Origin of the sequence: Kitasatospora sp. NPDC087314 (assembly GCF_044744365.1) — a bacterium.
In the GTDB taxonomy this organism is placed as follows: Bacteria; Actinomycetota; Actinomycetes; order Streptomycetales; family Streptomycetaceae; genus Kitasatospora.
Window position 1 is genome coordinate 13,615 of record NZ_JBIUYE010000004.1, and the last position, 12,087, is coordinate 25,701.

The window sequence follows — 12,087 nt, forward strand, 5'->3', positions numbered from 1 at the left end:
ACGTGGCACACGCCGGCAAGGAAGAGGACCCCGGAGCGCACGGCACCGAGCCGTCCCCGGCCGGGACCGCGGACCGGGAGTTCGCCTCCGTCCTCGCACGCCTCGGCATCGAGATGCCGTCCGACCTGGCGCCCGGCGTCCTGGCCGGCTACCGCCCGATGCGGGCGATGATGGAGCTGCTGCGCACCGTGGAGACCTGCGATGTCTGAGACCGACGCGATGTCCGGGACCGACGCCACCGGGCCCGGCGACCTCGCCGAGCTGACCGTCGCACAGGCCGGAGCGCTGCTGCGCTCCGGGGAGATCACCTCGGTGCAACTGGCCGAGCACGCGCTGGGCCTGATCGAGGCCCACGACGCGGCGCTGAACTCCTTCGTGCTGGTCACCCGTGACCAGGCCCTGGAGCGCGCCCGGCAGGCCGACCGGGAGCTGCGCGGCGGCCTCGACCGCGGCCCGCTGCACGGCATCCCGTACGCGCTGAAGGACATCTTCGACGCCGAGGGCCTGCCCACCACCAACCAGTCCTGGCTGACCGTCTCGGACGTCGCCGCCGGGGACAGCGCCGTGGAGGAACGGCTGCGGGCCGGCGGCGGCGTGCTGCTGGGCAAGCTCGCCACCTACGAGTTCGCGATGGGCGGGCCGAGCCCGGACCTGCCCTTCCCGCCGGCGCGCAACCCGTGGAACACCGAGCACATCCCCAGCGGCTCCTCGTCGGGGGCGGGCGTCGCGGTGGCCGCCGGGTTCCTGCGCGTCGCGTTCGGGTCCGACACCGCCGGCTCGATGCGCGGCCCGGCGTTCCACTGCGGGACGGTCGGCCTGAAGCCCACCTACGGCCTGGTGTCCGGACACGGCGCCACCCCGCTGTCGCCCACCATGGACCACTTCGGGCCGCTGGGCTGGACGGTGGCCGACACCGCCGCCGCGCTCCAGGCCGTCGCCGGGCCCGACCCGCGCGACCCGCGCACCCGCGACGCACCCGCGCCGGACTACCTCGGCGGCCTGACCGGGGACGTGAAGGGCCTGCGGGTGGCCTATTCGAGCGCCTGGTACGCCCACGACCCCGAGACCCTGCCGGAGATCACCGAGGGCATCGAACGGGCCCTGGCCCACCTGGAGGGCCTCGGCGCGATCGTCGAGGAGTGCAAGCTGCCGGCGTACGAACTGTTCAACGCCTGCGGCCGGATCGTCATGGCCGCCGAGGGCTTCGCCACGCACGAGCGGAACCTGCGCGAGGAGCCGCGGAAGTTCGGCCGCATCACCTACCAGAAGCTGCTGCCCGGCGCCGGGGTGGGCGCCGCGGACCTGCTGCGCGCGATGGAGCTGCGCCGCCGGCTCATCGAGGCACTCGACCAGCGGGTCTTCGCCGACCACGACGTGTTGGTCACCGCCTGCGGGCAGACCACCGCGGCCCGCTTCGACGCCTTCCCGCTCGACTGGCCGCCGCCGCGGCTGGCCAACGACATGCAGACCATCCCGTTCGCGCTCACCGGGCACCCGGCCATGTCCCTGCCGCTCGGGTTCGCCGGCAACGGCCTGCCGATCGGGGTGCAGCTGGTCGGGCCCAGGTTCGGCGAGGCGGGCCTGTTCCGGGCCGGCACGGCGCTGGAGGCCGAGTTCGGCCGACGCGGCACCCGGCCCGCCCTGACCACGGGCGCGCCCGACGACCGCCACGCCACGGCCTGAACCATGGCGGAGAACCCGTGACGGACCACCATGACGGAGGAGCACCAGTGACCACGAGCGACCTCTACGGCGCCGAACGGCTGGCGACCGCCGCCAAGGCCACCGCGCAGGCAGGGCTGGACGCACTGCTGATCAGCCCGGGCGCCGACCTGCGCTACCTCACCGGCTACGACGCCAAGCCGCTGGAACGGCTCACCTGCCTCGTACTGCCCGCGGACGGTGAACCCCTCCTCGTGGTACCGGAGTTGGAGCGGGCCGCCGCGCACGCCTCGCCGGCCGGCGGTCTCGGCATCGAGATCGTCGGCTGGGCCGAGACGGAGGACCCGTACGCCCTCGTCGCCGCCCGGCTGTCCCGCCGCACCGACCGCGTCGGGGTGGACAACCGGATGTGGGCCGAGAAGGCGGTGGCCTTCCGGGCCGCGCTGCCCGGCGCCCGCCAGGAGCTCGCCGGGCAGGTGCTGAACCCGCTGCGGGTCCGCAAGGGCCCGGCCGAGGTCGAGGCGCTGCGCCGGGCCGGGGACGCCATCGACCGGGTGCACGCCCGGATGGGCGAGTGGCTGCGGCCCGGGCGCACCGAGCGCGAGGTCGGCCGGGACATCGCCGAGGCGATCCTCGCCGAGGGCCATGTCCGGGTGAGCTTCGTCATCGTCGGCTCCGGGCCCAACAGCGCCAGCGCGCACCACGACCTGTCCGACCGGGTGATCGGGTACGGCGACCCCGTCGTGGTCGACATCGGCGGCACCACCGCGGACGGCTACTGCTCCGACTCCACCCGCACCTACGTGCTGGGCGAGCCGTCGTCGGACTACCTGCGCCTGCACGAGGTGCTGCTGGCCGCCCAGCGCCTGCAGACCGACTCCGTGCGGCCGGGCGTCACCGCCGGAGGGCTCGACGCGGTCGGCCGGGACCTGATCACCGACGCGGGCTTCGGCCCGGACTTCATCCACCGCACCGGGCACGGCATCGGCCTGGAAGGCCACGAGGACCCGTACATCGTGGCCGGCTCCGAGCTGCCGCTGGAGCCCGGGATGGCGTTCTCCGTCGAGCCCGGCATCTACCTGCCCGGGCGGTTCGGGGCCCGGATCGAGGACATCGTGATCTGCACCGACGACGGGGGCGAGCGGCTCAACCGCACGGGCCGCGACCTGACCGTCCTGTCCTGACCGGCCAGGTCGGACACGTCCTAGGTCGGACACGTCCTAGGTCGGACACGTCCTAGGTCGGACACGTCCTAGGTCGGACACGTCCTAGGCCGGACCTGCTCCAACCCTCTCCCAGGAGTGCACAACCATGGAACACAGACCCACGGCCCCGAACGCGGCCACCGTGACCGATCCCCGGCTGCTGCTCAACGCGCTGGACCACCAGTTCCGGGGCTTCCGGACCTTCTGGTTCGACCGGATCAGCCCCGCCGGGCCCGTCGTCCTGCCGGCCGCGCGCGGCGCCGAACTGGAGAGCGCGGCCACCCGGCTCGCCGAGCTGCTGCGGCGGGCCGCCTGGAGCCTGGGCGAGGACTGCCTGGCCCGGCACCGGGCCCTGGGCCTCGACGAGCGGCTGACCGGCTTCTACGCGGACGAGGAGTTCGAGCGGGCGTACGCGACGGCCATCGGGCGGCCGGACGTCATCCTGACCGAATCCGGCTGGAAGTTCATCGAGTTCAACTTCTGCGCGGCCACCGGCGGCCAGGTCTTCACCCACCTGCTCAACGACCTGTGGCGCCAACTGCTGCCCGGGCGGGTGTCGGCCTCCCTCACCCTCGGCGACCCCATGACGGCGCGCAACGAGCTGCTGCGCGGCGTCCTCGACGAGTACGGCCTGGACCCGCGGGTGGCGCTCATCGGCTACCTGCCCGACGTCGGCATCCAGGACCGCAGGTACTACGAGATCGAGATCGACGTCCTGCGCAGGGGCGGGATCGCCGCGGAGTACTTCGACACGGACGAGTTCGTCGACGCCCTCGCCACCCGCCGGGACGAGTTCCCGCTGGTGCTGGAGCGGGTCGTGCCGCAGGAATGGCTCGACGCCGGCCGGGACGCCGAGCAGCTGCTCGCCATCAGGAAGTGCGGCGCCACGGTGCTGACGCCGCAGAGCTCCTACCAGGCGGCGAACAAGCAGCTCTTCGCGGTGCTGTCCACCGGGCAGGACTGGATGACCGACCAGGACCGGGACCTCGTCCGGCAGTACGTCCCCTGGTCGCGGAGCATCCGGGAGGACCAGGTGGAGTTCGAGGGGGAGCGCTGGAAGTTGACCGACCTGCTGGCGAAGCGCCGGGAGGACTTCGTCCTGAAGCGGTCCGACGGGGACCAGAACGCCGACGTGCACCTCGGCTTCAGGACCGGCGCGGCCGAGTGGGAGGCGATCATCGCCAAGGCCGTGGCGGCCGGCACCTGGATAGCCCAGGAGGCCGTCCACAGCACCGGGATCGCCGCGGACGTCTTCGACGGTGACAGCGGCGAGTTCTCGAGCCTGTCCACCGGCGCGGTGTTCGGCCCGCTCATCGTGGGCGGCCGGATGGCCGGCTGCCCGCTGCGCTACGACGTCCCCGCCCCGGGCAACGCCGCACCGGGAACGGCGGGTTCGAGCATCCTGGGCACGGTCGGCTGGCAGTCGGCCTGAAACCGCGGCGGCCGGTGACGGGGGGCGGGCGGCCCCCGTCACCGGCCGCTGGTGCGCCCGCCCTCGCGGGCGGGCGTCACCGACGGGCCGTGCGCGGTCAGCGCAGCGACGCCATCCACGCCTCGACCTCGTCCGCGCCGCGCGGCAGGTCCGCGGACAGGCACAGGGCGCCGTCGTCCGTGATGAGGAAGTCGTCCTCGATCCGGATGCCGATGCCGCGCAGCTCCTCCGGGATCGTCAGGTCGTCCGGCTGGAAGTACAGGCCGGGCTCGACGGTGAGGACGTGGCCGGGCTCCAGCACGCCGTCCAGGTACGCCTCGCTGCGGGCGGCGCCGCAGTCGTGGCAGTCCAGGCCGAGCATGTGGCCCGAGCCGCAGACGGTGAACCGGCGGTACAGGGCGGAGTCGGCGGCCAGCGGATCGTCCCCGCCGGGCAGCAGGCCCCAGGCGTCGAGGCCCTCGGCGATGACGCGCATCGCGGCGTCGTGGAAGTCGCCGAACCGGGCGCCGGGCCGCAGGGTGGCGATGCCCGCCGACTGGGCGGCGAAGACCAGGTCGTAGAACCGGCGCTGGACGTCGGTGAAGCGCCCGCTGACCGGCAGCGTGCGGGTGACGTCGCCGGTGTAGAAGGAGTCCGCCTCGACGCCGGCGTCCAGCAGGAGCAGGTCCCCGTCCCGCACCGGGCCGTCGTTGTGCATCCAGTGCAGGACGCAGGCGTGCGCGCCGGCCGCCGCGATGGTCTCGAAGCCCAGGCCGTAACCGTCCAGCCGGGCCCGCCGGTTGAAGGTGCCCTCGATCCAGCGCTCGCCCCGGGCCAGACCCGTGGCGGTGCGCAGCTCGCCGACGACGTCGTGGAAGCCGGCGACCGTGGAGCCGACCGCGGTGCGCAGCTGCTCGACCTCCCACTCGTCCTTGACCAGGCGCAACTCCGACAGGAAGGTGAGCAGTTCGGCCTCGGCCTCGCGGGCCGGCGGCACCAGCGCGTCGACCAGCTCGTCCTCGCCGCGCAGCACTCGGGTGGGGACCCGCCCGGCGAGCGCCCGCTCCAGGTCGTCGCGGGCGGCGGCCGCCAGGCCGAAGGCGTCGGAGGTCTCCGTGAGGGTGCGGCGGCGGCCGACCCAGAACTCGCCGTGCCGCCGGGAGCTGTAGAACTCCGCGCCGTGCGGGCCGCCGTCGCGCGGCGAGCGCGGCCGGGTGAAGAGGGTCACCTCGTGGCCGTTGCCGAGCGGCTCGAAGACGAGGACGCTGTCGGGCACGGCCTGGGTGCCCTGCTCGGCGGTGAGGTGGATGAACGCGGAGTGCGGCCGGAACGTGTAGTCGAAGTCGTTGCTCCGGGCCTTGAGGCCACCCGACGGGATGACGATCCGCTCGCCGGGGAACCGCTCGGACAGTGCCGCACGGCGCTTGGCCGCGAACGCCGCCCCGGGGACGAGCGGCAGCTGCAGGCCGGTATCGGCCCACCCCTGCTGGAAGTTCTCGGCCAGCGCGGCCGACACGGCACGATCGTGACTCCCGCGTGCCCCACCCTGTTGCGCCACCGCATGCCTCCGTATCTCGTGATCAATTGTGGAAGAATTATATAATTTCACATGTGACACTTCTAGGCCTTGGCCGGCGATTGTATCCAGCGGGTATCAGGTAGCGCGTGGTTGTCCGTCAAAGCGGTGGGCGACCCACCCCGGGAGGTCCGATCGGGAGCCGGACGGCCCTGGAACCGGCGGCCCCACGACCCGATTCCCCCGATCTGACCTGCGGTTTCGCTGGCGGAGGCGGGCCTCGGGGAGTGAGCCGCGTCCACCCGGCGGCGTCGGCGGTGGATCCGGCGCCTGCCGTATCGTTCCTGTCGGGTGGCCGACTGTGCGTGAACGCACCCGAGACCCTCGCTCGGCCCATCTGAACATCCGAACATCCAATCATTCGAGCAGGAGTCCGTCACCGTGTCCTCGTCCGTCCCGGCTCCGGCCTCCGCGCGCCCGGTTCGGGTGTTGCTCGTGGAGGACGACCAGCTGATGCGCCGGTCCTTCACCGTGGCGCTGGAGCGCTACGGCTACCGGGTGGAGGCGGCGGCCGACGGGCTGGCGGGCCTGGAGCTCTTCCGCGACGGGAGCTTCGACCTGCTGATCCTGGATGTGATGCTGCCCGCTCTGGACGGGATCGGCCTGTGCCGCAGGGTCCGGGAGAGCAGCCTGGTGCCGATCCTGATGATGTCCGCCCGCGGCGACGGGCTCGATGTCGTGGCCGGCCTGGAGGCCGGAGCGGACGACTACGTGGTCAAACCCGTGGACACCTACGTCCTCGTGGCACGCATCCGCTCGCTGCTGCGACGGGCGACCTACCCGTCCGCCCCGGGACCTGAACGGACCCCGGGCGGGGAGGAACCCGCGTCCGAGGGGGAGCTGCTGGTGTTCGGCGACCTGACCATCGACACCGGCGGACTGGAGGTGGCCGTGTCCGGCCGCCCGGTGGCGCTGACCCCGACCGAGCTGAAGCTGCTGCTGGAGTTCGCCGCCCATCCGGGCATCGTGCTGGAACGCCACACCCTGCTCCGCAACGTCTGGGAGTACGGCTGGGACGGCGACAGCCGGGTCGTGGACCTGGGCGTGCAGCGGCTGCGCCGCAAACTCGGCCAGGAGCGGATCGAGACGGTCCGCGGCTTCGGCTACAAGCTCAGGCGCTGAGGCCGGTGCGCCCCCTGCGCCGGCCGCGGCCGTCCCGCACGTCCCTGCGCTGGAAGATCGCCGCGCTGGCCGCGGCCACCGCGTGCCTGGTCGCGGCCGCGGTGGGCGTGCTGGTCCACCTGTGGACGGCGCACGACATCCGCCAGCGGGCCGAAGCGCGCGCCTTCAACTCCGTGTACTCCGCCGTCGACACCTACCGGCGGACCGGAACGCTGGCGGACGGCGCCGAGCTCGATCCCGCCGAACTGCCCACCGCACTGCGCCGGCCGGCCGACGGCGACCGGCACATCGCCTACGACGGCCGGGTCGAAGGCAACGCGGGGCCGAGCGTCTGGGCCGCCCAACGGGTCGGCGGCCCGGGCAGCCCGGTGCTGGCCGTCCAGGTCAACATGAGCCCCGACCTCTACGGGCTGCGCCGACTCGACGCGAGCATGGCGGTGGCGTCACTGGTCTCGCTCGCGGCCGCGGTTCCCCTGGCGCTCTACGGAGCCGGGCTGGTCGGCCGCCGGCTGCGACGGGTCTCCCAGACCGCGAGCCGCATTTCGAGCGGGGACCTCGACGCCCGGACCGGGCCCACCAAGGGCCGCGACGAGGTCGCCGACATCGCCGCCACCGTCGACCTCATGGCCGACAGTCTCAGCCGCCGGCTGCGCACCGAGCGCCGGTTCACCGCGGACGTGGCCCACGAGCTGCGCACCCCCGTCGGGGGCCTGCTGGCCGCTGCCGACCTGCTCCCGCCCGGCGAGACGGAGGACCTGCTGCGGGCCCGGGTGCGCGATCTGCGCGGCCTGGTCGAGGACCTGCTGGAGATCTCCCGACTCGACGCCGGCGTCGAACAGGCGGTCCGCGCCCGCGTACCGCTACTCGCCGTCGTCGCCGAGGCCGTGGCGCGCACCGGACTCGCCACGGTGGTCACCGGGACCGGGAGTGGTACGGGCACCGACGCGAAGAACGCGCAGACCGCCGGGACCGTGGAGACCGACCCGCGACGCCTTGAGCGGGTCGTCGGCAACCTCGTCGTCAACGCCCACCGGCACGGGAGCGCCCCGGTCGAGGTCACCGTCGGGGACCGGACGGTCGTCGTGCGCGACCACGGTCCCGGCTTCCCCGCGGACCTGCTGCGCGACGGTCCGCGCCGCTTCCACACGGACGCGACCGGGCACGGGTCGGGCCACGGTCTGGGCCTGACCATCGCCCTGGGCCAGGCCCAGGTCCTCGGGGCCGAGCTGTGCCTGGCCAACGCCCCCGACGGCGGCGCCGTCGCCACGCTGCGCCTGCCGACCTGACCGCCCGGCCCCCACCGAACCGATACAGAGCGGCGCGGGCACCGATACACGCCGGCCCAGGCCCCGATACGTTCTCCGGACACTCTTCGACGTGCACCCGTTCCGCACCCGCAGAGGAGTCCCCCCGTGACCGCCGAACCCTTTTCCCCGTACGTGCCGCACCCGGCGACGGGGGTCGCGGCCGCCACCACCGGCCTGTCGAAGGTCTACGGCGGCGGCGACACCCGTGTCGTCGCCCTGGACCAGGTCGACATCGCCTTCCGGGAGGGCGAGTTCACCTCGATCATGGGCCCCTCCGGCTGCGGCAAGTCCACCCTGATGCACTGCGCGGCCGGGCTGGACCGGGCCAGCTCCGGATCCGTCCGCATCGGCACCACCGACCTGGGCACCCTCAACGACCGGCAGCTCACCGAGTTGCGCCGCGACCGGATCGGCTTCGTCTTCCAGGCGTTCAACCTGCTGCCGACGCTGACCGCGCTGGAGAACATCACGCTGCCGCTGGCCATCGCCGGGCGCCGCCCCGACCGGCAGTGGCTGGACCACGTGATCTCCCTGGTCGGCCTGGGCCGGCGGCTCGGCCACCGGCCCGCGGAGCTGTCCGGCGGGCAGCAGCAGCGGGTCGCGGTGGCCCGTGCGCTGGTCTCCCGCCCCGCGATCGTCTTCGCCGACGAGCCCACCGGCAACCTCGACTCCCGGGCCGGGACGGAGGTCCTCGGCTTCCTGCGCGAGTGCGTGCGCGAACTGGGCCAGACCGTGGTCATGGTGACGCACGACCCGGTCGCCGCCGGCTTCGCCGACCGCGTGGTCTTCCTCTCCGACGGCCGCCTGGCCGACGAGATGACCCGCCCCACCGCGGACCGGGTCCTGGAGCGGATGAAGGAGTTCGACACCCGCACCCGCACCGGCTGACCAGCCCACCCGGCACCTCAGTCGGTCGTCCCACCCCATGCACTCGCGCACTCGCGCACTCGCGCCGCCCGTTCCCGTCCTCCCTCACGGCCCCGAAAGCTACCCATGCTGAGAACAGCCCTGCGCAACGTCCTGGCGGCCAAGGCCCGTCTGGTCATGACCGTCCTCGCGGTCTGCCTCGGTGTCGCATTCGTCTGCGGCACCCTCGTCTTCGCGGACACCTCCGTAGCGGCCCACCGCGCCGCCGCGTCGAAGAACTTCGCGGACATCGCGGTCACCGTGACCCCGAGAACCCCCCTGACCGGGGCCGCCACGCGTCAGAACGGCAGCGCACTCGACGACGCGCTCGTCCACAGGCTCGCCGCCGTGCCCGGTGCGGCGGCCGTACGGCCCTCGGTGGACGGCTCGGCGGTCCTGAACGCCGCGGACGGCACGCCGCTGCGGGTCGGCACCGCACGGGCGAACCTGGCCGCCGCCTACGTGCCGGGCAAGGACGGCAAGGACGGTCGCTACCCGTTGCTCCGGGGCCACGCACCCCGCGACGCCGGTGAACTCGCCGTCGACAGCGGCACCGCCGCCGCCGGCGGGTTCAGCATCGGCGACACCATCACCCTGGCCACCGACGGCCCCGTCCTGACGAAACGGCTCGTGGGCGTCGTCACCACCCAGGACACCCGGGTGACCGCCGGCGGCACCCTCACCCTGTTCGACCAGGCGACCGCCCAGGCGCTGTTCGCCGCCCCGGGCCGCTACACCTCCGTCGACCTGTCCGCCGCGCCCGGCACCAGCCAGGCCGAGCTCTCCGAGCGGGTCACCGCGGTACTCCCGCCCGACCGGGCCGAGGCCGTCACCGGCGCCGCCCAGGCCACCCAGCAGGCCTCCTACGTCGACACGCTGACCCGGGGCTACCAGAAGCTGCCGATGGTCTTCGCCGGGGTCTCGCTGTTCATCGGCTCGTTCCTCATCGCCAACACCTTCACCGTGCTCGTCGCCGGGCGTACCCGTGAGATCGCGCTGCTGCGGGCGATCGGCGCCTCGCGCCGCCAGGTGGTCCGCTCCGTGCTCTGGGAGGCCGTCCTGCTCGGCCTCGTCGCGTCGGTGGCCGGCCTCCTGCTCGGCCTCGGCATCGCCGCCGTGCTGCCCGACCTGCTGAGCACCACGCAGGACACGCTGCCCCACGGCCCCCTGGTGATCGGCCCGCGCCCGCTCGTGGCGGCACTCGCGGTGGGCGTGGGCGTCACGGTCCTCGCCGCGTGGCTGCCGTCCCGCAACGCCGCGAAGGTCGCACCCATCGAGGCGCTGCGCTCGGCCGACCAGCCGCCCACGGCCGTCCGCTCCCGGGGCCGCGGCGCGGTGGGACTGGCCCTGCTGGTCCTCGGCGCCGGGTTGCTGCTGTCGCTGACGGGGGCGAAGGACGCCTCGGTGGAGAATCTGCGGACCGCGATGTTCGGCTGCGGTGTCCTCGTCGTCGCCCTGATCGTGCTCGCGCCGGTCCTCGCGACCCCCGTGATCCGGCTGAGCGGACGGCTGACCGGCCGCTTCGGGACGACCGGCCGGCTCGCCCACCGGAACGCGCTGCGCAACCCGAGGCGCAGCGCGGCCACCGCCTCCGCCCTGATGATCAGCACGGCCCTGGTCGCCGGGCTCGCCGTCATCGGAAACTCCACCGGGCAGGCTCTGGACCGTCAGGCCGCGTCCGGCCTCGGTGCCGACTACGTGCTCAGCACCCGCACCACCACGACCGGCATCGACCCCGCCGCCGTACAACGGGTGGCCGACGTCCCCGGGGTGAGGACGGCGAGCGCCGTCACGGACTCCGTCCTGTTCACCGGCGGTGGTGTCCGCACGATCTCGGGTGTCACCCCCGACACCGTGGACGCCGTCATGAGGCTCGATCTCGTCGACGGCTCGCTGAAGGACCTCGGACCGGGCCGGATCGCCGTCTCCCGCACCGTCGCGCGGGAACAGGGCGTGAGCGCGGGCGGCCGGCTCAACGCCCGGATGGGCAGCGGTCAGGACTTCCAGCAGTACACCGTCGTCGCCGTCTACCAGGACAACCCCACCGCCCACGACGCGCTGGGCGACCGCACCGAGGTCCAGCGCACCGGCTTCGCCCCCGGCTCCATCCAGCGGATCCTCGTTCGCACCGACGGCGGCGCGACCTCCAGGACCATCGAGGACCGGCTGCACACCGCCGTGGGCAACAGCCCGCTGGTCCAGGTGCAGACCAGGGAGGAACTCGTCCACCAGGCCGCCGGCGCCCTGGGCGAGTTGCTGAAACTGATGTACGGGCTGCTCGCGCTCGGCACCGTGATCTCCCTGCTCGGGATCACCAACACCCTGGCCATGTCGGTCGCCGAACGCACCCGCGAGATCGGCGTCCTGCGCGCCATCGGCATGGACCGCGCCGGCATCCGCCGGATGATCCGCCTGGAGTCGGTGACCGTCGCCGCCTTCGGCACACTCCTGGGCCTGGCCGGCGGCCTCTTCGGAGCCTGGACGGTCGGCGCGCTGGCCAACGGCGCCATGACCCGGTACTCCCTGGCACCGCCCTGGGGAACACTGCTCCTCCTGTGCCTCGGCTCCCTGGCGACCGGCGTGATCGCGGCAGCCGTCCCGGCCCGCCGGGCAGCCGCGCTGAGCCCGTTGGCAGCCGTCGCGAAGACCTGACGCACGGTCTCGTCCCACCTCCGGTCGCCGGATCGGGCCGCCGGTCCGTTGCGGCCACGGCGATGCGCCACCCCGGGAGGTGCCGGTCGGCGGGAGCAGGCCGACACCGCCCGGGCGAACGGCACGCTCGCGGGGATGGGGCGTGTGCGGACCTTTGCGCTCCGTTTGGGAGGGAGTCCTGGAGGCCGGAGTGTTCGCCGCCACATCACGCCGGGTAGTTGCTCGGGAGCACAAGGTGATCTGGGG

General features: G+C 73.6%; 9 protein-coding genes. 8 read left to right on the plus strand and 1 reads right to left on the minus strand.

Features of this window, described 5'->3' with window-relative positions; all coding sequences use genetic code 11:
• Positions 1-2 precede the first annotated feature (2 nt).
• From ACIO5E_RS09415 to ACIO5E_RS09430, 4 genes are all read left to right on the plus strand, one after another.
• Complete coding sequence (locus tag ACIO5E_RS09415) at positions 3-209, plus strand: hypothetical protein (protein WP_400665399.1); 207 nt, start codon at positions 3-5, stop codon at positions 207-209.
• Complete coding sequence (locus ACIO5E_RS09420) at positions 202-1,683, plus strand: amidase (protein WP_400665401.1); 1,482 nt, start codon at positions 202-204, stop codon at positions 1,681-1,683. Before ACIO5E_RS09415 ends, ACIO5E_RS09420 begins: the two co-directional genes overlap by 8 nt.
• A gap of 47 nt (positions 1,684-1,730) precedes the next feature.
• The gene (locus ACIO5E_RS09425) at positions 1,731-2,846 is read left to right on the plus strand and encodes a M24 family metallopeptidase (RefSeq protein ID WP_400665403.1); all 1,116 of its coding nucleotides are present in this window, start codon (positions 1,731-1,733) and stop codon (positions 2,844-2,846) included.
• Between the two features lie 127 nt (positions 2,847-2,973).
• Entirely contained in the window at positions 2,974-4,299 is a 1,326-nt protein-coding gene (locus ACIO5E_RS09430) for a hypothetical protein (RefSeq protein ID WP_400665405.1), read from the plus strand.
• A gap of 97 nt (positions 4,300-4,396) precedes the next feature.
• Here ACIO5E_RS09430 and ACIO5E_RS09435 read toward each other — a convergent pair whose 3' ends face one another.
• A complete protein-coding gene (locus tag ACIO5E_RS09435; RefSeq protein ID WP_400665407.1) occupies positions 4,397-5,794 on the minus strand; it encodes an aminopeptidase P family protein in 1,398 nt (465 codons plus the stop codon).
• Positions 5,795-6,307: 513 nt separating this feature from the next.
• Here ACIO5E_RS09435 and cseB point away from each other — a divergent pair.
• The 4 genes from cseB to ACIO5E_RS09455 all read left to right on the plus strand — a co-directional run bounded on the left by cseB (position 6,308) and on the right by ACIO5E_RS09455 (position 11,841).
• On the plus strand, positions 6,308-6,976 hold the full coding sequence (gene cseB / locus ACIO5E_RS09440; RefSeq protein WP_400666234.1) for a two-component system response regulator CseB: 669 nt from the start codon (positions 6,308-6,310) through the stop codon (positions 6,974-6,976).
• A 5-nt stretch (positions 6,977-6,981) separates the two neighbouring features.
• The gene (locus tag ACIO5E_RS09445; protein ID WP_400665409.1) at positions 6,982-8,262 is read left to right on the plus strand and encodes an ATP-binding protein; all 1,281 of its coding nucleotides are present in this window, start codon (positions 6,982-6,984) and stop codon (positions 8,260-8,262) included.
• A gap of 153 nt (positions 8,263-8,415) precedes the next feature.
• The gene (locus ACIO5E_RS09450; RefSeq protein WP_400666236.1) at positions 8,416-9,171 is read left to right on the plus strand and encodes an ABC transporter ATP-binding protein; all 756 of its coding nucleotides are present in this window, start codon (positions 8,416-8,418) and stop codon (positions 9,169-9,171) included.
• Between the two features lie 105 nt (positions 9,172-9,276).
• Positions 9,277-11,841, plus strand: a complete 2,565-nt coding sequence (locus tag ACIO5E_RS09455) for an ABC transporter permease (protein ID WP_400665411.1) — start codon at positions 9,277-9,279, stop codon at positions 11,839-11,841.
• Positions 11,842-12,087 lie beyond the last annotated feature (246 nt).

What these genes read in the sequence shown, in the direction of transcription:
- ACIO5E_RS09420 (WP_400665401.1), top strand. Translation starts at nt 202, where the DNA reads ATGTCTGAGACCGACGCGATGTCCGGGACCGACGCCACCGGGCCCGGC.
- ACIO5E_RS09430 (WP_400665405.1), top strand. Translation starts at nt 2,974, where the DNA reads ATGGAACACAGACCCACGGCCCCGAACGCGGCCACCGTGACCGATCCC.
- cseB (WP_400666234.1), top strand. Translation starts at nt 6,308, where the DNA reads ATGCGCCGGTCCTTCACCGTGGCGCTGGAGCGCTACGGCTACCGGGTG.
- ACIO5E_RS09455 (WP_400665411.1), top strand. Translation starts at nt 9,277, where the DNA reads ATGCTGAGAACAGCCCTGCGCAACGTCCTGGCGGCCAAGGCCCGTCTG.